Annotated in this window: 22 protein-coding genes; 4 read left to right on the top strand and 18 right to left on the bottom strand. The window is 41.0% G+C overall.

Going from position 1 to position 18,812, the window contains the following annotated elements; translation table 11 throughout:
• Positions 1-24: 24 nt before the first annotated feature.
• From I2F76_RS02595 to I2F76_RS02580, 4 genes are read right to left on the bottom strand one after another with little or no spacing between them, the layout of a single operon-like run.
• Complete coding sequence (locus I2F76_RS02595; RefSeq protein ID WP_229289614.1) at positions 25-672, bottom strand: hypothetical protein; 648 nt, start codon at positions 670-672, stop codon at positions 25-27.
• Positions 593-2,515: a DUF3114 domain-containing protein gene (locus I2F76_RS02590; protein WP_195487168.1), complete on the bottom strand. Its 1,923-nt coding sequence runs from the start codon at positions 2,513-2,515 to the stop codon at positions 593-595. Before I2F76_RS02590 ends, I2F76_RS02595 begins: the two co-directional genes overlap by 80 nt.
• Positions 2,505-2,864 carry a DUF3958 family protein gene (locus I2F76_RS02585; RefSeq protein WP_031575735.1) on the bottom strand — a complete coding sequence of 120 codons (360 nt, stop codon included), beginning with the start codon at positions 2,862-2,864 and terminating at the stop codon, positions 2,505-2,507. The genes I2F76_RS02590 and I2F76_RS02585 overlap by 11 nt, the downstream gene beginning before the upstream one ends.
• A gap of 17 nt (positions 2,865-2,881) precedes the next feature.
• A complete protein-coding gene (locus I2F76_RS02580; protein WP_031575732.1) occupies positions 2,882-3,151 on the bottom strand; it encodes a TIGR04197 family type VII secretion effector in 270 nt (89 codons plus the stop codon).
• Between the two features lie 148 nt (positions 3,152-3,299).
• Here I2F76_RS02580 and I2F76_RS02575 point away from each other — a divergent pair, with 148 nt between their 5' ends.
• The 4 genes from I2F76_RS02575 to I2F76_RS02560 all read left to right on the top strand — a co-directional run bounded on the left by I2F76_RS02575 (position 3,300) and on the right by I2F76_RS02560 (position 6,337).
• On the top strand, positions 3,300-4,244 hold the full coding sequence (locus I2F76_RS02575) for a DHH family phosphoesterase (RefSeq protein ID WP_195487167.1): 945 nt from the start codon (positions 3,300-3,302) through the stop codon (positions 4,242-4,244).
• 94 nt (positions 4,245-4,338) lie between these two features.
• Positions 4,339-4,923 carry a lantibiotic ABC transporter permease gene (locus I2F76_RS02570; RefSeq protein WP_195487166.1) on the top strand — a complete coding sequence of 195 codons (585 nt, stop codon included), beginning with the start codon at positions 4,339-4,341 and terminating at the stop codon, positions 4,921-4,923.
• Between the two features lie 161 nt (positions 4,924-5,084).
• Entirely contained in the window at positions 5,085-5,327 is a 243-nt protein-coding gene (locus I2F76_RS02565) for a type B 50S ribosomal protein L31 (protein ID WP_003016441.1), read from the top strand.
• A gap of 74 nt (positions 5,328-5,401) precedes the next feature.
• Positions 5,402-6,337: a hypothetical protein gene (locus I2F76_RS02560; protein ID WP_195487165.1), complete on the top strand. Its 936-nt coding sequence runs from the start codon at positions 5,402-5,404 to the stop codon at positions 6,335-6,337.
• Positions 6,338-6,359: 22 nt separating this feature from the next.
• On the opposite strand, the gene I2F76_RS02555 is transcribed toward I2F76_RS02560, so the two are convergent.
• The 14 genes from I2F76_RS02555 to cobU all read right to left on the bottom strand — a co-directional run bounded on the left by I2F76_RS02555 (position 6,360) and on the right by cobU (position 18,805).
• Positions 6,360-6,932, bottom strand: a complete 573-nt coding sequence (locus I2F76_RS02555) for a flavin reductase family protein (protein WP_195487164.1) — start codon at positions 6,930-6,932, stop codon at positions 6,360-6,362.
• A gap of 39 nt (positions 6,933-6,971) precedes the next feature.
• Positions 6,972-7,628: an ABC transporter ATP-binding protein gene (locus tag I2F76_RS02550; RefSeq protein ID WP_195487163.1), complete on the bottom strand. Its 657-nt coding sequence runs from the start codon at positions 7,626-7,628 to the stop codon at positions 6,972-6,974.
• Positions 7,615-8,406 carry an ABC transporter ATP-binding protein gene (locus I2F76_RS02545; RefSeq protein ID WP_049472038.1) on the bottom strand — a complete coding sequence of 264 codons (792 nt, stop codon included), beginning with the start codon at positions 8,404-8,406 and terminating at the stop codon, positions 7,615-7,617. Before I2F76_RS02545 ends, I2F76_RS02550 begins: the two co-directional genes overlap by 14 nt.
• Entirely contained in the window at positions 8,387-9,196 is an 810-nt protein-coding gene (locus tag I2F76_RS02540) for an ABC transporter permease (RefSeq protein ID WP_049472039.1), read from the bottom strand. The genes I2F76_RS02545 and I2F76_RS02540 overlap by 20 nt, the downstream gene beginning before the upstream one ends.
• Positions 9,193-10,131 (bottom strand): ABC transporter permease, encoded by a 939-nt coding sequence (locus tag I2F76_RS02535; RefSeq protein WP_195487162.1) that lies wholly within the window; start codon positions 10,129-10,131, stop codon positions 9,193-9,195. The genes I2F76_RS02540 and I2F76_RS02535 overlap by 4 nt, the downstream gene beginning before the upstream one ends.
• A 143-nt stretch (positions 10,132-10,274) precedes the next feature.
• Positions 10,275-11,888 carry a nickel ABC transporter substrate-binding protein gene (gene nikA, locus I2F76_RS02530; protein ID WP_023023447.1) on the bottom strand — a complete coding sequence of 538 codons (1,614 nt, stop codon included), beginning with the start codon at positions 11,886-11,888 and terminating at the stop codon, positions 10,275-10,277.
• A 16-nt stretch (positions 11,889-11,904) separates the two neighbouring features.
• Positions 11,905-12,714 carry an ABC transporter permease gene (locus tag I2F76_RS02525; RefSeq protein ID WP_023023449.1) on the bottom strand — a complete coding sequence of 270 codons (810 nt, stop codon included), beginning with the start codon at positions 12,712-12,714 and terminating at the stop codon, positions 11,905-11,907.
• Between the two features lie 3 nt (positions 12,715-12,717).
• The gene (locus I2F76_RS02520; protein ID WP_006596232.1) at positions 12,718-13,704 is read right to left on the bottom strand and encodes an ABC transporter permease; all 987 of its coding nucleotides are present in this window, start codon (positions 13,702-13,704) and stop codon (positions 12,718-12,720) included.
• Complete coding sequence (locus tag I2F76_RS02515) at positions 13,701-14,471, bottom strand: ABC transporter ATP-binding protein (RefSeq protein ID WP_195487161.1); 771 nt, start codon at positions 14,469-14,471, stop codon at positions 13,701-13,703. The genes I2F76_RS02520 and I2F76_RS02515 overlap by 4 nt, the downstream gene beginning before the upstream one ends.
• A 13-nt stretch (positions 14,472-14,484) precedes the next feature.
• Complete coding sequence (locus I2F76_RS02510) at positions 14,485-15,246, bottom strand: ABC transporter ATP-binding protein (RefSeq protein WP_195487160.1); 762 nt, start codon at positions 15,244-15,246, stop codon at positions 14,485-14,487.
• 4 nt (positions 15,247-15,250) lie between these two features.
• Positions 15,251-16,786 carry an ABC transporter substrate-binding protein gene (locus I2F76_RS02505; RefSeq protein WP_195347873.1) on the bottom strand — a complete coding sequence of 512 codons (1,536 nt, stop codon included), beginning with the start codon at positions 16,784-16,786 and terminating at the stop codon, positions 15,251-15,253.
• A gap of 107 nt (positions 16,787-16,893) precedes the next feature.
• Positions 16,894-17,505, bottom strand: coding sequence for a histidine phosphatase family protein (locus I2F76_RS02500; RefSeq protein WP_009730890.1), 612 nt, complete (start codon positions 17,503-17,505; stop codon positions 16,894-16,896).
• Complete coding sequence (gene cobS, locus I2F76_RS02495; protein WP_009730889.1) at positions 17,502-18,224, bottom strand: adenosylcobinamide-GDP ribazoletransferase; 723 nt, start codon at positions 18,222-18,224, stop codon at positions 17,502-17,504. Before cobS ends, I2F76_RS02500 begins: the two co-directional genes overlap by 4 nt.
• Positions 18,221-18,805: a bifunctional adenosylcobinamide kinase/adenosylcobinamide-phosphate guanylyltransferase gene (cobU, locus tag I2F76_RS02490; protein WP_009730888.1), complete on the bottom strand. Its 585-nt coding sequence runs from the start codon at positions 18,803-18,805 to the stop codon at positions 18,221-18,223. The genes cobS and cobU overlap by 4 nt, the downstream gene beginning before the upstream one ends.
• Positions 18,806-18,812: the final 7 nt, after the last annotated feature.

Here is an 18,812-nt window from a genome sequence, read left to right as displayed (position 1 = left end):
GCTCAGCTTTATCTCAAAACTAGGTTAATCTCCCTCATTTTCCTCTTGAATTTCTTTAATATTTTCGATTTCTTCATCCAGCTTTTTATCAAAATCAGACTTATTTTTGAAGGGATACGAATAGGTGCGCCAAGTGTACCATTTTAGTCCTTCTTCACCCTTATAGTACCACTCAATTTTTGTTGGTAGAAATTCTTTGTTGTAGGTGATACGGACTTTGGAAAACTGACTATCCTTGATAGAATATCTACCTTCAAATTCAGGCGGTTGTTTTTCTTCTAATAATTTTTTATTGATGAATGAATCAGTTGAACGAGTGATTTGATAGTTGGAATCTTTTATATCTTTAATATTAATTTGGTGATTTAAAAGTGCTGAAGTGAGCTCAATATCCAAAGCTCTTTTATAATACTCCGCAGCACTATATTCCTGACTACCACCATACAATTTATTATTTTTTATTGCAGCTCCATGGTAATAAAAAAAATCTTTTTCTTTTAAATCAAAACCTGCACTGATTGATAATTTTTTATCATTATCTGAAATACTTTGAGTCTCAATATAACGTTTATTTATTAATATTGAATGAGTATCACTTATGCTCTTTGATGTACTCAGGGCTACGAGTATACTTATTATACCCGCGATCGCTAGGCTTAATGCCACTAGCATAACTTTTATATTTATTATACTCTTCCATTTTTTCTTTTTCTGACATTCCTTTTGTATTACGTTGCCATGCTTCATAGTCTTCATGTCCTCCTACTTTTACAATATCCGCAAATTGACCTACATGAGCAGTTTTTTCATCTGTTTTACCCAAATCATTTTCATAGCGAAATAGTCTTTTTGCTTCAGTTCGAGTAGCTGGCTCAGGAGTACCATCCACATCAAGCATTCCATGTTTTCCTTGATAAATTCCCGAAACATCCGTATTATTACCTTTTGAAGGGCCGTAATTAAATGATTCCGTGTTAGCAATTTCCCTTAATTCATCTTTAAAATAATTATTTGGATTAGAATCATAGCGACCATTTGCTAGCTTGTGATTATCATAGGCATCCCATTGACTGTCAAACTCGCCGGTATCCAAATTCACAATAAATTCCACCATCCGGGCATTGTTCAAATCTTTTCCTTTAGCTGAATTGCCCTGAGGGACTTGAACTTTCATATTATAGGGACGTTTGAAGCCATCTTTTGGATTAAAGCGGTTATGGTAGTTAGAGCCGGTTGTGTAATCAAATTCAATATTATTTTCTTTACCATATGCTAACAGTTTCTCGTAATCATTTGCACCTTCGTAATGATTGCGAATATAGTAAATTGCTTGACGATCCAGATAGTAGCGGAAGAAATGAACTTGCTGCCTAAGTAAATCTTTTTTGTAATTAAGATGTTTATCACCGAATGCTTTTACAACATCACGTCTGAAATACATGTTGAAATCACCATGTGGTGGTAGATTCTCTGAAATCTTATGCGTTTTGCTTGTCAAATGCATAAACTGCTTTTTGTCCGTTTCTGCACCCAATTGCTTAAGAACCAGTTCTACTTTTGCTTTTGAATCTAGTTTACTACTAGCATACATTTCTGTATAGATATCTGATCCAATCTCCTTGGTTTCTGCATACAAAGCATCTCTCCTTGCATTTAACTCACTGCCTGTCTTGGCATCAGCAGTTCTTTTTGAAACGCCTTTAACATAACCTTTGATGGCATCCTTATCCCAGCCATCTATTTCTTTAAGGTTCACTGATTGTTCACGTAATCCCGTAAGAAATTGGTTATATTCGAACGCTGTTACATCCTTTGGTTTCTTTGGCAAATATTCATTTTCAAACTCTTTATTCTTAATCGTTTCATTTACGAGATCAGACCAGGATAAATCCTTTGGAATAGAATACATTCCAGTATTTGGATTCCACGCTACGTTAATTTGATTGACAGCTATTTGAATAGCTTGGGCTAAGACATCAATTTCCCAGAAGATACTTGGCGATGATGCATTAAACGCTCTGAGTTTATTTAATTTTTCTTGTAGTTTATTTTTAGTAGCTTTAAAAATACTTTCTAATACGTTTAATCCTTGAATCCTCTGTAATCTCTGCAACCGTTGAAAATCTCCAGCACTAGTCGATTTACTAGCAGCAATTTCATTGATCTCTGCATGAAAGATAGCAATCATCCGATCACACTGTTCAATATCAGAAACCAACTTTTCTTCCTGTAAGTCCTCGTCAGCCACCTCCGAGCGATAGGATGCTGGAAGCTTCTTCACACTTTCTTGTGTAGCTTCTGCTAAAGCAACCCCAGCCTCCTTCAATGGCTGGACAACACTTGTCACAAAGCTTCTAAAAGAGTCGTAAGCTTGGCCAGACAAGCGCGAGGCAGAATTTTCTATTTGAGTTAATGATGTTTCTAGTGATTCATAGGCTTTCAATTGTTGCTCAATCATAGTACCTGTGCTACTTGCTTGGCTATCCAAACTACCGCGATAAACTTCAATTCCCATCTTCACTCTCCTTTTCAAAGTTTAGTTTTTTTCGTTCGTGATAAATATCATTTAAATCATCTTCGATTGTTCTTTTTTGGATAGCTAATTCATCTATTTCTTCCAAATAACTAGTTGAAATTTTTCGCGATTCATGAAGGGCTTCCTCCTGAAGGTGGTCAAAAAAATTTCTAGAGGAAGGATAAGATTCAAATGCATTCCATAAAAAACGGTTTGCATCATAGCTATACGCTTCAAAGCGGTTAAAATCCTCTTCCAACTTTCTTGTTTCTTTTATAATAGCTCTTTCTTTCTGGAAAAGTTGGTCTTCTTTTTTTCTTAATTCTGACAGTCGTTGATCGTAATCCATCTTCCTACTCTTTCAACCTATTGCATGCTCGCAGCAGTCGCTTCATCCACTTCTGTAAATCCAGTTGAAACACTTTGAAGATTGGTCCCAATTGACTCAATCGCTGCTTCAATTTCTTCTGCTTTGGTTTTAGCAGTATCAATGGCTTGATGAGCTGCATCATTTCCAGCAAGAATCGTTTTCTCATCTTTTGTAGCTGCTGCAACTCCCGAAAGTGTATCCCCACTATCTTTTAAAGAAGCCGCTAACTCTTGTGCTGTCTCAGCATTACTTTTAATTTCAATCATCCTAGTCCCTCCCATACTCAATCTATTCATCCATTCTACCAAAATAATGAACTTCTGTAAAACCGCTTCCATAGCTCCTAATTAGTGATAAATGCTTGCTGGATGGGCCTTTCTTATGTTAAAATTGACAGAGAAAATGAGGTAATGTATGAACGTAATGAATGAAATTCTTGAAAAAATTCAAGCTTATGACACGATTATTATCCACCGTCATCAAAATCCGGATCCGGATGCGATTGGTAGCCAGGTGGGCTTGCGGGATCTCCTGCGTGCGCATTTCCCTCAAAAGCGGGTCTTGGCAACTGGCTATGATGAGCCGACCTTGACTTGGCTTGCTGAGATGGATGAAGTCAAAGATGAGGACTATGCTGGAGCTTTGGTGATTGTCTGTGATACGGCTAATACTCCCCGCATCGATGACAAGCGCTATACGAACGGTGATTTCCTGATCAAGATCGACCACCACCCAAATGACGATGCTTATGGAGATCTGCTCTGGGTCGATACTGAGTCTAGCTCTACCAGTGAGTTGATTGCACTTTTTGCTAAGGAATTGGATCTTGAACTTCCTGTAAGTTCTGCGCGTCTTCTCTATGCTGGGATTGTCGGCGATACAGGTCGCTTCCTTTATCCTGCTACTTCGACTCGAACTTTCGAGCTGGCTGCCTATCTTCGTAGCATTCCTTTTGATTTTACAGCCCTTGCTCGTCAGATGGATACGATCAATCTCAAAACAGCTAAGCTTCAAGGCTATGTCTATGACCATCTTGAGATCGATGAACATGGTGCTGCGCGTGTGACCTTGACACAAGAGCTCTTGAAGAAATTTGATCTACGGGATTCAGAGACTGCTGCAATTGTTGGGGCACCTGGGCGCATTGATACCGTGTCTGTTTGGGCTATCTTTGTCGAGCAGGCCGACGGTCACTTCCGTGTCCGGATGCGTAGCAAACGAAAAGTGATCAACGAAATTGCCAAACGTCATAATGGTGGTGGCCATCCACTAGCTAGTGGAGCCAACTCCTACTCTCTTGAGGAAAACGACAAAATCTACAAAGAGCTACAAGAAGTGGCTCGCACGAACGAAGGCTGAGAACGGTTTCTCAGCCTTTTTATCTTGGTCATGGGGTTTTCATTTGATATTTCTTATGGTAAAATAAAGCTAATAAATTTTAAGGAGACTTATTATGGAAAAAAATCGTTTGTTTATCATTATCTCTGCTGCGGTAGCGATTCTTAGCTCTTTCTTGCCATGGGCAAGCCTTAATGCTGGTGCCTTTGGTTCATACAGCTGGAATGGCCTTCGCGGAGATGGATGGTTCGTTATTATCTTCGCAGTCGTTTCGATTGTCCTTGCTTGCTTGAACGATGTGAAATCTTCACTACCAAAAGGTTTTGCAATTGGTGTTATCGTATCAGGGGCTCTCTCAACTATCGTAACATTGATCGATCTATTTGGTGTAAACAAATATGCTGTTAACTTCAATGGTTATGGCGTTTCAATTGGCTTTGGTTTGATCCTTGCTTTAATCGCATCAATCGCTATTGTTGTAACTGGTCTCTTGGCGATGTCAGGTGGTAAAATCACTAAAGGAACCTTCGAAGAACTTGCTGAATCTGGTAAAGGATTTGCCCAATCTGTTGGACGCGTGACAACTTCTACTGTAAAAACTGCTGTAAATGAAATCAAAAAAGAATCACACGAACACACTGAGGGACAAGCAGATCAACCAGTTGAAGCACCAAAAGATCCAAATCAATCTGAACAATAATAAGATTAGATTCACCTTGGCTTAGCCAGGGTGATTTTTTTGATCATTAATTTAAATAAAATTAGTGAAAATACTTGTCAAGATCCTGGAAATTTGGTACACTAGCTTAGTAACAATCTATGGCTCGGAAAGAGACCATGGCAGAAAGGAAATATTGCAAAATGAAAAAAGATATCCATCCAGAATATCGCCCTGTTGTCTTCATGGACACTACTACTGGTTACAAGTTCCTCAGCGGTTCAACTAAATACTCTAGCGAAACAGTTGAATTCGAAGGTGAAACTTACCCATTGATCCGTGTTGAAATTTCATCAGACTCACACCCATTCTACACTGGACGTCAAAAGTTCACTCAAGCAGATGGACGTGTGGATCGTTTCAACAAAAAATACGGTCTCAAATAAGAAACCAATCAAAACCACTTCCCTTTCGGGAGTGGTTTTTTTGAGTTCTTCCTTCCTTATGTTACAATAGAAAAATGCACTATATCTCAGAAACATTAGGCACTTTTCTTGCCTTAAAACCCTACCACCATTATTCTTCTATTCCGCTGGTTCGCTTTGAGAAGGAAGCCACGGATACTTTCATTCTCTGCTTTAAAAGAGAGCTGCAACTTGTTGTGATTGATCTAAACCAAGATTCTGGTCAGAGTCTTGTATTTGCTCATGCTAGTCTCATCGAACGTCCGAAACTGTTAGAGGGCATAGCTGCTGTTCCTCTAGAAGCTTTGAACACTCTCTACGTTTTGGCTTTTCCTCGAGATCTTTACGAATATTCTGAGGAATCGCGGTTAAAGAATATCGTTGCTCTCTATCAGGCACACGAGGACGTTCTTGCCTTTCTAAAGGCGACACGTCATATAGGGGATCAAGTCACGTCTTATGAACTCGAGTGGAAAGCTACAGAAAAAAGCCTGGCAGACTTTGATCCTTTTCGCTATACGAGCCGTTCTGAGCTAGGAAATTCTGATAATCTATCGGTTGTCTCTAGTAAAGACTATGACTTCATTCCTGATTTTCATCCCTTCTTGTATAGTAAACGCGGTGGCAAGGTCTTCAGTATCCCTGCTGACTACCTGGACCCTAAAACTGGACAAAGGGCCAGCCTTGAGCTCATGGGCTGGTACTTGCGTGATCAGCAACTAAAACTTCGATGGAAACCCAAACACACGCGCAAGAGACGCTGGCGTTCTTCGCAACTTTCTATCGACATTGTCACAAAGGACTCCTTCTTTCAAGGAGAAATTTATAAAGGAGCTAGTGCTCCTGTCTTTCTGGATCGGCTTGAATTCAAGGTACCACAAGGCTACCAAGCTGACCTAGAAAAAGCCTACCAACATTTTCTAAGCATGGTAGACGAACGAAAACGTAAGGCCCTTCTTCGAAAGGTGGCGCTTGGAAAGCAAAAAGGCTAAGGTTCCCCCTAGCCTTTTTCTACTATTCTTCATTTTCTCTGATTTTCTTGATGATGCTTCCCATCTGAACACCACCATCTTTGTAATTTCTATAATAACGGCCAGCGCCATCTCCAATATAGCTGATCGGTGAGAAAGTATCGCTCTTGAAGCTACCATCTTCGTCAATCAAGTCCTCTTCTACTTCACGACGGGTTACACGAGCGATAATATTGGTCAATGCTCCGCATTCCACAAATTCGACAACTTGGCATTCAATGGAAACTGGACAAGCCGTCACCATTGGAGCGTCTACTGTCTCCCCAATTGTATAGTCTAGACCTGTAAGAGCAAACTTGTCCTTGCGGCTATTGAAACCAGCAATTTCAACCTCTGTTAAGAGCTCCTCGGTAGGGATATTCACGGTGAAGGAACCGTGTTTTTTAATTTCTGTGACGGCATTTCCTTTTGTTCTCATAGCGACTACCATCATACTTCCGAGAGTATAGGCTGAGCTAGAGGTCGAAATATTATAGCCATGCACCTCATCCTTGTATCCTAAAAAAAATACAGGAAATCCAAAATATAATTTACGTGTTTCGAATGTTTGTTTCACACATTTCTCCTTTTTATTGCTTCTTGTTTTCTTCCAACATCAGGTCGCTTCCGCTAGATCCTGAAGTTCGCGGGTAAATTGACCATTTTCTAAGATCAGGGTGCGATCACAAATGGCCCGGCACAATTGCTCATCATGAGCGATGAAGATAAAGGTATTCTGATACTTACCATGAATCTTGTAAAGCAATTGCAAAATCTGAACCTGGGTTTTGGGATCCAAACCACTGAGGGATTCATCAAAAATAATGATATCTGGGTTTAATAGCAAGGTCCTGGCAATGCAAACTCTCTGCAGCTGGCCACCACTTAATTCTCTCGCTCTTTTATCTAGTACTTCTGATGGTAGAGCGACCTCTTTTAAAACAGTGTGGACCTGGTCCATCGGAAAATCCTTGGGAAGAGCTTCTAACAAAATTTCTTGAACACTAAATCGTGGATTAACTGCGTGAAAAGAATCTTGGAAAACGACTAAGATGCGAACGCCGTCCTCTTTGATGGAATAGGTTTTGCCATCTAAGAGAACCTGGCCTTGAGTTGGTTTTTCAATTCCTAAGATGACTCTTGCTAGGGTGGACTTGCCACTCCCACTTTCTCCCATAATTCCGACAATTTCACCTTTTTTTATGGATAGATTGCAATGGTCTAATACAGTTTTTCCTTGATAGTTGACCGTAATATCTTTACATTCCAGCATTATTTCTGATCACCTGCTTCAAATCTTGTTCTAAGAATAATTCCTTGGTATAGCTTTCTTTTGGAGCTGTCAAAAGATCCTCAGTTTTTCCAAATTCAACAACTTTGCCCTTCTCCAAGACCAACATATTGCCCCCAAGTTCCCTCGCCAAATAATAGTCGTGGGTAACGGTAATAACCGTCTTGTGCTGAGCCAGTAGGTCTTTGATCAAGCTTAGGATCATCTCACGGTTTACACGATCGACTGCTGAGGTTGGTTCGTCTAGTATAATCGTTTCTGGATCTAGACATAAGATAATGCCTAACATAATCCGTTGGAGCATTCCTCCACTCAGTTCAAAGGAATATTGATGGAGAACCGCTTCCGGATTTGCGATCCGAACCTTTTCTAAAACGTCAAGAGCTTTCTTGTGGCAGTCACTTTTGGAAAGAGTTGAATGACTTTTTATGGTTTCATAGAAATGCGTCCAAATCGTTTGAAAGGGATTAAACATAGACATGGGATTTTGAACCAAGTAGGCGATCTTCTGCCCTCTAAAGGCGTTCCAGTCTTTGTTTGAAAAAGAATCGAGATGGAGATCTCCATAATGAATCGATCCGGTCTGTTTCATGTTCCGAGGAATAATCCCTATTAAAGCCTTGGTTAAGAGCGTTTTCCCTGATCCACTTTCTCCCACCACTAGTAGGGATTCTCCTAAGGGATGGGTGAAAGAAACCCGATCTAGACGAGACTCCTCCTGATCTACAAGAGAAAGATCTTTAATGATGAATGATGCCATTCTTCTCTCCTTTCTCTTCGATATATTCACCAAATAGGTTAAAGGAAATGACGGTTAAAAAGATAGCTAAGCCTGGTGCGATCATCATCCAAGGCGCCACTCGGAAGTAAGCCCGCGCATCATGCAACATTAAGCCCCACTCTGAAACATTGGGTTGGACTCCAATTCCTAAGAAAGAAAAACCAGAAATCATTAGAATGATATTCCCGATGTTCATGAGAAGAATCACCAGTACGGGCTTGTATATAAAGGGCAAAATATGGTTTTTGAGGATATGAAATGACCCCATTCCCATGATCTGAGCACTAATCACATAGGGCTCTTGTTTGGTAGAAATAACCAGATTTGTCACAATCCTTGCGTAGTAGATCCATTCGATTATGACAATGGCAATGATCATATTGCTCATCCCTTGTCCTAGGATTCCAACGGTAGCTAGGGAGAGAAGAAAACTTGGGAAGGCCATCAAGACATTGGTAAACCAAAGAAAGGCTCCTTCCAATTTTCCCTGATACCACCCTACAACCAAACCTACGATAAAGCCAGTCACTACTTCCAAGATGCTAATCGCAACAGCTAAGAATAAGGAATAGCGTGCCCCGTACAAGAGTCTAGAGAAAACATCCCTTCCCAATTGGTCTGTTCCTAAAAGATGTTGAGGACTCGGACTTAGGAGTTTATTGGAAACATCCACATACTGGGGATCATAAGGCGCTATAAAGGAGGCGAACAAAGCAAGGAAAACCAAGAGACCTAATATGAAAATAGAAAACATCACACTTTTTTTCATGATCGATTTCCTCTCTTCCTTACTCGTGGGTCTATCCAGTGGTTGACGGCTTGCGTTATACCGTTGTTCAATAAGAATAGCAAGCCAAATAACATCATACATCCCTGAATTAAGGGAGAATCGATCGATCGAATCGCCTCTACAAACAAACTCCCTAATCCATTCCAAGCGAAGACTTCTTCAACAATCAAGGAACCGGTCATCAAATAGACAAAGGTTAGACTTAAGCCAGTCGCAATGGAGGGCAAAGCATTTCGAAGAATATGATTGGTTAAAAGATAGCGTAGTTTAACCCCTCTCATGCGCGCATTCTCAACATGAGGACTTTCAAGCTGGGTCGATACGGCTTTTCGCACCAAGGCAATATATTGGCCAATCAGTGAAAAGCTTAAAGTGATGCTTGGTAAGACGATGCTTAAAGGTTCATTTTTACCCGATACAGGCAATAAGCCTAATTTCACAGAAAAAATAAAAATCAACATGTACCCCAACCAAAAGGCAGGCATGGATACTGAGCTAAAAGCAAGGAACCGCACACATTTGTCAAAGAAGGAATTGGTCTTCAAGCCACTGATAACCCCAATGGGAATAGAAACGACAATAATCAGAATAAAGGATGTCACTCCTAAATAAAAAGTAGACAGGAACCGACTAGCAATCAAACTGACAACTGATTCTTTCAATAAATAAGAGGTCCCAAAATCCAAGTGAAGGACCTTAACAAACCAAGAAAAATACTGTTCAATCCAGGATTTATCCAAACCCAAATAAGTTCTTGCATTTTCAAGAGCTGCTGGAGTGATTGGCAAATGCCGAATTCGCAGATAATTCTCTGCTGGATCCTGCGACGTAAATTTTGTAAGGATAAAGGTGATAATAGAGATAACAAGTAAACCACTTATAAAACTAATAATTTTTTTAAAAATAGCTTTCATATCATATAAAACTTAGTTCCTAAAACAATGTGATCCGCTTTAAAAGATCAACATTGATCCTCTAAAGCGGAGTCCCATATCAAAATAAAAGGATTGTCACTTTGATGGAGGCCACATTGTCTACTTCATTCAAGACCTTGTCCTTATTTGTTCACTTTTTCGATATAGCGAACTGGAAGGGCATTTTCTTCTGGAGCAAAACGAACATTTTTCAACTCACCTGTACGATAAACAGAGATCACTGACTGATAAGTCAATGGGATATAAACTGCTTCTTCATGGAGCAAGGTCAAAGCTTTCTTATAGCCAGCATCTACTTTATCTTCGTCAGCTTCTGTCAAGGTTTGTTTGATGGTTTCATCCAATTCTTTCTTAATTGGAAGGGCTTCAAGAGAAACATTTTCTGGGTGACCATGAGCAGACTCAGCTGTCAATGCTGTCATCCATGCGTGAGGGTCCCATGGAGCTCCCCAAGAGAAAGTGAGCATCATATCAAAGTTTCCTGTTTTCGCATTTGCCCAATAATCGTCTTCTTCCATGGCCGTCAATTTCACTTCGACACCAATTTTCTTCAATTCGCCTTGGAAATACTCTGCAAGATCTTTATCAGTTGCTTTTGTAGAAATGTAAGGGAAATTCAATTCCATCTTCTTGCCATCTTTGGCACGGATTCCATCAGATCCCTTCTTCCAACCAGCAGCATCCAACATTTTTTCTGCTTCTTTTTCGTCAAATGTATATGGTTTTAAGCCAGCATCTGAGTGAGGAGTTGATTTAGAGAAGATGGTATCGGCAGGAGTTTCTGCCCCCATGAACAATTTCTCTGCAATTTCTTTTTTGTTAATGGCATGGTTAATAGCTTTACGAACATTCTTATCTTGGAAGACTTCTTGTTTGGCATTCAAGAGCAACAAGCGAGTAGACATTGGTTGCGAAACATCCGTTGTATATTTCTTATCTTTCTTGTATTGAGCGAAGGTATTTAAACCAATAACACCATTTCCATAAAGCAAATCTACTTTACCAGATTCAAATTCTAAAGCACGTGTTTGGGCATCTGGAATTATCTTAATGGTTACTTCTTTCAGTTTTGGTTTTTCACCCCAGTAGTTTTCATTACGTGCAAAAGTGATGTACTCGTTAGATTTTTTATCTTTGACCACCCATTGACCAGTACCAATAGAGGATTTGATTTTATTCTTAGTTGTATCATCACCATCCGGGAAGCTGGCATCTGCTAAGAAACGAATTGGACGAATCATAGAAAGATCGTAAAGTGTGGCACTGTATGGTTCTTTAAGGGTAATTTCAAAGGTATGATCATCAACAACTTTGTAACTATCCAATACATTGGTGAAGTTAAACCATTCATGGTTTCCTTTGTTTTCTTTTGAGAAAATCGTATCGAAATTCCGCTTCACATTAGCTGCGTTGAAATCAGAGCCATCTGAGAATTTGGCTTTTCTCAAGTTGAAGGTATAGGTTTTCCCATCGTCACTAACCTTCCAGCTCTCTGCTAAGGCAGGCTCAATTTTCCCATTGTCTCCGTAACGGACAAGACCTTCATACACCAAATCTTGAATAATAAATTGATCTGGATTATATACGTGAGGATTGACATCTCCAAAGTCTTCTCCCCAGGCGAGGGTAATCTTATCTTTCTCAGCGCTGCTGTCTGAAGACTTACCATTTTGCTGGCAGGCAGCTAAACACAAAACTGCTAAACTAGTAACAGCTAATTTCCAAAAATTTTTCATTAGATAAACCTCATGATTAATATTTTTGATTCACATAAGTTTGTAGAGCATCTCCAAATTTTGTAACCAATAAAATGATCCCAATTAAGAAGATGCAAGGGAAAGCGACAATCCAGGGAGCTTCCTGGATATAGGTCCGACCATCGTTCATCATGGCTCCCCACTCTGGAGACGGAGCCTGCGCGCCTAGTCCAACAAAACTAAGGCCAGCAATCTCCATGATGATCGTCGAAACATTAAAAGTCATGGTAGTGACAATTTGCGGAAATAAACTAGGAACATAGTAATTTTTGATGGTGTTCCAAAAGTTATTTCCGTACATTTTTGCTGATTGAACATAGAATTCATGTTTTAAACGCAGGGTCAGCGACCGAGTGATGTAGGCATATTTGGTCCAAGCCGTTAAGCCAATCGCTATGACCGTTTGTTGCAAACCTACTCCTAACAGGCTCACAATAGCAATCACTAAGACGATAGATGGAAAGGACTGAAAAGCCGTAATAAACAAGAAAATAGCACGATCCAACTTCCCACCGATCAAGGCACTGGTCACTCCAATAAAAGAACCAACTAGGGTGACAAAGAGAAGGATCCCAACTGCAGGCACAATGGTTTGTACCCCACCACTTAGGGTTCGAGCAAATACAGAGCGGCCCACGGCATCTGTACCAAACCATTCTTGACTATTGGGTGCTTGGAGGGCATTTCCTAAATGGACCTTGGTAATGCTGTCTCCTAAAAAGAAGGGAGACAGACAAGAAATCAAGAGGACCAAGAGAAGGCATCCAGCCAAGAGATAGAGGTTGCGGTTACTAACTTTTTTCATCGCTTAGCCTCCATTTCCTTTAGGACTAGCCTCTTTCTTAAAAAGAAGGAAGTGGGTTGGTTGCGATAGACGGGCCTTAGGATTTAACCAGGTGATCAAGGCTTGGGTGGTGAAATTGACAAGCAATACCCCAAGTGTAATCACCAGAACAGCTCCTTGGACCAGAGGATAATCCCGATTGACCACAACTGCAATCAGCATTTTTCCGATGCCTGGCCAAGAGAATAAATACTCTATAATGGCAACACCTCCTAACAGAGAACCCAGTGACAAACTCACCAATGTCAACAAAAAGGGAAGGGTATTATACAAGACATCCTTAAAAAGAATGCGACCTTCCGGTATGCCACGTCCTCTTGCGCCTTCTACTGCTGGCGACTGCAGCTCATCAATGATAGCCGTTCTCAATTGAGGAATATAGCGTGTAGACATGGTCAGCGCCATGGTAGAAATCGGTAAAATTAAGCCCCATTCATTTGCGGTTGACTGAATAGGAAACCAGCCAAGCTTGACTGAAAAGACAAGCATCAAGAGAATTCCAATGACAAAACTAGGAATGGCATTTAAAAATGCGCAGACCGTCATTATCAATCGATCCAGTCGACTACCGATATGATAGGCTGCATAAATCGAGAGAGGAAGGGATATGGCAAGGGTTGCCAGCAAGATGTGGATCCCTAGATAGATCGTATTTGGAAAGTAAAAGACCAATTGATCCCAAACTGGGGCTCCTGTACGATAGCTGATCCCAAAATTTCCCTGGAGGATGTTTCCTAACCATCTCAGATATTGCAAAATAAAACTATCGTTTAAGCCCATCTCAGCTCGTTTTATCTCTAGTAGTTCTTTGGTATAAGGAATTCCTTGCGCATTTAAGATACTTTCTGCAGGGTCCCCTTTAGCCAGATACACTAACAAGAAAGAAAGAAAACTAACACAGAGCAGGATCAAAACCATTTGAAATAGTAATTTGATGAAATATCTTGTCATGGCTCCCTTCCTTCTTCCTGATAAGGTTTCATCAACAGTTTGGTGTAGTCCGACTGAGGATTTCGCAAAACGTCTGACATCACCCCATTCTCTTGAATTTTTCCATCTTTTAGTACCATGATTTCATCACAAAATTGGCTGACCAGCGCAATATCGTGTGAAATAAAGAGAAAAGATGTTTGGGAGCTATTCTGAATCTCTTGTAGAAGGTCCATCACTCCCTCTTGGACAGTCACGTCTAAGGCACTGGTGATCTCATCACAAATCAATAAGTCAGGCTGGACCAAGAGAGCTCTGGCTATAGCCATCCGTTGGCATTCTCCGCCACTTAATTGGTGGGGAAACTGCTGCGCCAGATCCGGATGTAAGCCAACCCTTTCCAAGAGTTGGTGAATCTGCTCTTCCATCTCCTTCTTAGTCTTACAAATCTTAAAATTCTGACAAACCTCTTCTAAACTTGCTTGTAAGGTCCTTTTGGGATGAAAGGCTTCTTGGGGCTGTTGAGAAATATATTGCACCTTTTTGTAAAACTCAAAGTCTGTATAAGTCGTCAGCGATTGCCCCAAGAACTGAATACTTCCCTTTTGCATATTGAGAAGTCGACTCAGAATTTTGGCAATGGTGCTTTTACCCGAACCGGATTCTCCAACCAAACCAAGCCGATGTCCTTTTTCTAGCGTAAAGGAGACATCAAAAACACCAGCCTGATGATGAAGCGGATCATTATAATGATGAGTGAGATCTTTACATTCGAGTAAATAGGTCATTTGGTGACTCCTGCTACAATTTTAATTTTGGAATAGCCATTAGTAACTTCTGGGTGTAGGGATGTTGCGGATTTTGGAAAATTTGGTCGCGACTTCCTTCTTCCACAATCTTCCCCTCCTTCATAACCAAGATCCTATCTGCCAACTTTTTGGCGACACTCATATCATGAGTGACAAATAAGAGGCTAGATTCTTCGGTCCTTAGCAATTCAATCAAGGTTTGAATAAACGATTCCTTGGAGAGAACATCAAGGGCACTGGTCGGCTCATCTGCCAAGAGCAATTTAGGATGACTGGCTAAGGCCAAAGCAATGGCCACTCGTTGCATCATACCTCCACTAAGTTCAAAAGGGTACTTTGATGGAACCTGTGCTGGATCTAAGCCAACCATCTGGAGGCATTCCTCTAACGTTCTCATCTTTTCTACTTGAGAGCCATGACTCTTGACGAGATCCTCGTAATGGTGCTTGATTTTACGGTTGTTGTTAAAACCGAGACTGGACTGTTGGGTAATCCAGGCCAGTTCTGTCCCCACAAAGGGGTAAGAAACCCGCTTCTTTTGTGGGCTGATGGCCTGATCCCTATAAGAAATCCTGCCTTGGGTAAAGACTAAGTCATTCAAGGGAAGACCCAAAAGCAGCTTTAAAACCGTTGTTTTGCCACTTCCGCTTTCTCCGACGATTCCGACTGCTTCACCTGCCGAAACGGTTAGAGAAAGTTGATCTAAAATAACCTTTGACGGGGAAGAAACCGTGACATTCGTCAGTTGCAACATAGCTTTACTCCTTCGAGAGTTTGTTGGTTACATGATAATAATCTGTTGGATGGGATTCCAAATGAGAAATAGATTTGTCCATGACGATGGCAACTTTATAAAATCCAATGATCGTATACCCATGATCCTTATCCATAAGGGCTTGAATGTCCTTGCTCAATTGGATCCGTTTTTTCTGATCGGTCTCAGTTGCTAGGGCTTCGATCTTCTGATCAGCTTCTGCATTGCTATAATGACCGATATTTCCTACTCCCCCAGTTTTGACAGCTGAGTTAAAGTAAGCATATGGATCGCCAATCGGAGCAGCTACGACGGCATAAGGCGTGAAGGCGTAATCTATCTCCTTTGCGACAGCACTCACTTCCACCTTACGAATCTTCGCTTCAATTCCAACCTCTTTTAATTGTTGTTGAGAGGCTTCAACGGCTAAGGGCATTTCTGGTAAACGAGTAAAGGAGAGCAATTCAATCGTGACTTTCTTTCCATCTTTTTCACGGTAGCCATCTCCATCGGTATCCTTATAGCCGGCCTCATCCAACAATTTCTTAGCTTTTTCTACATTAAACTCATGAACACTTTTATCTAAGGCAAAATCGGAGCTAGAAGGGAGCGGTCCAGTAGCTGGAACAGCCGCACCTTTAAAGAGGGATTCTGTGAAAGTTTTCTTGTCGACCAAGGTATCCAAAGCTTGACGGAACTGATCATCAGCTACATAGGGATTTTCAAAGTTGTAGACATAGCTTAAGTAACGGCCACCTTCTTTTTCAGAAATTTTATACTGGCTGTCCTTCTTATAGCTTGCTAAATTAGCATATGGGAGCCCATAAACAGCATCGACTTCTTTGGATTGAAGGGCAGCAGAAATAGCTGTCGGATCAGAGAAATATTTAATCTGAACCTGTGCCACCTTCGCTTTACCACCCCAATAGTTTTCATAGGCCTCTAAAGTAGCTCCTGTTTCTGGAGTATAGGTCTTGATAAGAAACGGACCTGTCCCTACTGGAGATTTGTCAGAGGCAGCCTTCCCATCTACGTCTACAATAACAGAATAAGGCTCTGCTAATAGATTCTTCATGATCGGCTGTTCTATTTTTGTTTTAATGGTGACGGTTTGACCATCTGAATGAATGCTCTCAATTCCAAGGTCATCCGCTGCACGTTTACTCTTTTCAATGAGTCGTTTTAGAGAGGCCTCTACCTTCGCACCTGTCATTTTTTCCCCATTTTGGAAAGTGACATCATTGCGAAGGGTAATTTTCCACTCCAATTGAGAGGGTTGTTCGATTTTTTCAGCTAGCCAAGGTTGTGGTTCTAACTGATCATCCATTTTAAATAAAGTTTCACCAACTCCGTAACGAACAGTAAACCAGCCATTGTACTCATCTGCCGGATCAATATTGGTAGGAAACTGGGTGTACCCAATGGTGACTGTTTGAGCTTTTTTTGCTTCCTCAGGTGAGGAAGGTTGATTCGTTTTTGCACAACCAAGAAGAGCGACGCTCACTAAAGCTGTTCCTAAAAATAATTTCCATTTTTTCATTTGTATCTTCATCCTGTTAATATAGTTTAATTGGCAAGAAAATAAAACGAAGAGATGACCTATCCCAATAACCACCGTCTTACTTTCTATATCATTTTGTGTTTTGATCACTTGTCCTGTGAATGCTTCAAGTCATCTTCTTGGTTGATGAGCCTTTCTTCCCAAGGATCATTGTCCTCTAATAGCAAGACCGTTCCTTGTGGGATATCGATCGACCAGAAATCAGCTTCCATATTAACTAAAAACTGGTAAATCAGGCGTAAGACTCCTAAATGTCCTACAATCACGATTTCGGGATCTTCTGTTTCGCGAATCTCCTTGACAATCGACCAGACCCGTTCTTTAAATTTTTCAAAGGGTTCAGCCTTAGACGGCGTCACCTCAAAGGGGCTTTCCAGCCATTCTTCCCAAACCAAGGGAAAGGCCGCTTGAATTTCGTTGGCTGTCCTTCCCTCCCATAAGCCGAAATCTCTTTCGTTCAAGGCTTTATAAGCTGTGGGATTCTGATCTGGGAAAATGATGGTAGCTGTTTCTTGCGTTCTTTTGAGCTGACTAGTATAAACTCGAGAAATGCTTCTTCCTTTCATCAATTGATGAAGGAGGGCAGCTTGTTCTTTTCCCGTCTCATTAATTGAGACATCCGCTTTTCCATAGAAAAACCGTTTTTTATTAAAGTCTGTTTCTCCATGGCGAATCAGGTACCACTTTTTTACTGTCATATGATCATTCCTATCAAAAATAATATCTGGGCTACTTCTACTGATGCTCCTAAGGTATCCCCTGTCTCCCCGTCAATCTTTTGATAAACGAACCAGCGAAAGGCTAGAGTTCCAAGAATGACCAAACTATAAGCAAGGAGCCCTTTGAGCCAAAAGCCAGCCATAAGAACAGCCAGTGGGACAATCTGAGCTAAGAGGATGGAACTGGTCTTGGTTCCGGAAAAGAAGTTTCCAGAGCCACCAGATTCTCTAGCATAGCGCATCTTGTAGAGCTGAATGGTCAAACCAACCTTTCCAATCATTGATAAAGAAGCGACAATCAGCCACTTGGGCTGGGGAAGATAAGGTCCCATGGCGATCATGAGGCCGTAATAGAAAATTAAGGCCAAGACACCGTTACTACCGATACGGCTGTCTTTCATGATTTCCAACATCCGTTCCTTGGAACGAGAAGAGAATAAGCCATCAGCTGTATCAGCAAGGCCGTCTAAATGGAAGCCTCCCGTTAAAAGAACATCAAAGAACAAGGTCAAAATCCAGGCAATGGTGTCAGGAAGTACCAAAGATGTCAAAACAAAAAATAAGGAGGAAATGAGCCCTAATAAGAGACCAAAGAGCGTTAAAATGGGAACTCCTTTTCGAACATAGGAGAGATCAACCGCTTTTGGAATCACAATCCGACTAAAAAATTGTGTATAGATAATCAGTGCTGAAATCATTTTAACTGCTGTGCCAGTCCACAAATAACTAAGTAGACTTCACTTGCCTCCTTTGCAATCATTTGATTGACCCGACCTTGAAGATCTCTAAAGTAACGTCCTAGACGCGTGTCTGGAACAATACCCAGACCCACTTCATTGGTGACAATCCAAAAAGTAGCTTGGCGCTCTTTCATGGCAGAAAGTATCTGAGACCACTCGGCTTCCATGGCTTCCAAAATTCGGGCTTGTTCGGCTTTACTTAAAAACTGCTCGTCTGATAAGTAGCCTTTCTCGGGATACCACTCATTGACCAAATCAAAAAGTCGATTGGTGGTTAACATGGTCGCACAATCTACTAAGTAATCACCATGATCATCTTGTTCAATCCAAGTCGCTAAGTCCCGGTATTGCTCGAGCGTATCCCAGCTTTGTGGTCGTCTTTCTTGATGCAGCTTGACCCGCTCCTGCCATTCTGGATCCTCTTTCATCACGAGACCAGTTGCTATGTAACAAACCCCTTCCTTCTGCAAAAGTTTGGATTCAGCGAAGGAGGATTTGCCACTACGAGCACCACCCGTGACTAAAACAATCTTCCCCATAATCTTC

This window comes from Streptococcus parasanguinis (genome assembly GCF_015557775.1).
GTDB classification, from domain to species: Bacteria; Bacillota; Bacilli; order Lactobacillales; family Streptococcaceae; genus Streptococcus; species Streptococcus parasanguinis_AA.
The sequence above is the reverse complement of the archived record's forward strand: the minus strand, read 5'-3'. Positions and strand labels throughout refer to the sequence as shown.

Bases quoted from the DNA above. Each gene is read 5' to 3' on its own strand.
- I2F76_RS02595 (WP_229289614.1), bottom strand. From the start codon at position 672: ATGCTAGTGGCATTAAGCCTAGCGATCGCGGGTATAATAAGTATACTC.
- I2F76_RS02590 (WP_195487168.1), bottom strand. From the start codon at position 2,515: ATGGGAATTGAAGTTTATCGCGGTAGTTTGGATAGCCAAGCAAGTAGC.
- I2F76_RS02585 (WP_031575735.1), bottom strand. From the start codon at position 2,864: ATGGATTACGATCAACGACTGTCAGAATTAAGAAAAAAAGAAGACCAA.
- I2F76_RS02580 (WP_031575732.1), bottom strand. From the start codon at position 3,151: ATGATTGAAATTAAAAGTAATGCTGAGACAGCACAAGAGTTAGCGGCT.
- I2F76_RS02575 (WP_195487167.1), top strand. From the start codon at position 3,300: ATGAACGTAATGAATGAAATTCTTGAAAAAATTCAAGCTTATGACACG.
- I2F76_RS02570 (WP_195487166.1), top strand. From the start codon at position 4,339: ATGGAAAAAAATCGTTTGTTTATCATTATCTCTGCTGCGGTAGCGATT.
- I2F76_RS02565 (WP_003016441.1), top strand. From the start codon at position 5,085: ATGAAAAAAGATATCCATCCAGAATATCGCCCTGTTGTCTTCATGGAC.
- I2F76_RS02560 (WP_195487165.1), top strand. From the start codon at position 5,402: ATGCACTATATCTCAGAAACATTAGGCACTTTTCTTGCCTTAAAACCC.
- I2F76_RS02550 (WP_195487163.1), bottom strand. From the start codon at position 7,628: ATGCTGGAATGTAAAGATATTACGGTCAACTATCAAGGAAAAACTGTA.
- I2F76_RS02545 (WP_049472038.1), bottom strand. From the start codon at position 8,406: ATGGCATCATTCATCATTAAAGATCTTTCTCTTGTAGATCAGGAGGAG.
- I2F76_RS02540 (WP_049472039.1), bottom strand. From the start codon at position 9,196: ATGAAAAAAAGTGTGATGTTTTCTATTTTCATATTAGGTCTCTTGGTT.
- I2F76_RS02535 (WP_195487162.1), bottom strand. From the start codon at position 10,131: ATGAAAGCTATTTTTAAAAAAATTATTAGTTTTATAAGTGGTTTACTT.
- nikA (WP_023023447.1), bottom strand. From the start codon at position 11,888: ATGAAAAATTTTTGGAAATTAGCTGTTACTAGTTTAGCAGTTTTGTGT.
- I2F76_RS02525 (WP_023023449.1), bottom strand. From the start codon at position 12,714: ATGAAAAAAGTTAGTAACCGCAACCTCTATCTCTTGGCTGGATGCCTT.
- I2F76_RS02520 (WP_006596232.1), bottom strand. From the start codon at position 13,704: ATGACAAGATATTTCATCAAATTACTATTTCAAATGGTTTTGATCCTG.
- I2F76_RS02515 (WP_195487161.1), bottom strand. From the start codon at position 14,471: ATGACCTATTTACTCGAATGTAAAGATCTCACTCATCATTATAATGAT.
- I2F76_RS02510 (WP_195487160.1), bottom strand. From the start codon at position 15,246: ATGTTGCAACTGACGAATGTCACGGTTTCTTCCCCGTCAAAGGTTATT.
- I2F76_RS02505 (WP_195347873.1), bottom strand. From the start codon at position 16,786: ATGAAAAAATGGAAATTATTTTTAGGAACAGCTTTAGTGAGCGTCGCT.
- I2F76_RS02500 (WP_009730890.1), bottom strand. From the start codon at position 17,505: ATGACAGTAAAAAAGTGGTACCTGATTCGCCATGGAGAAACAGACTTT.
- cobS (WP_009730889.1), bottom strand. From the start codon at position 18,224: ATGATTTCAGCACTGATTATCTATACACAATTTTTTAGTCGGATTGTG.
- cobU (WP_009730888.1), bottom strand. From the start codon at position 18,805: ATGGGGAAGATTGTTTTAGTCACGGGTGGTGCTCGTAGTGGCAAATCC.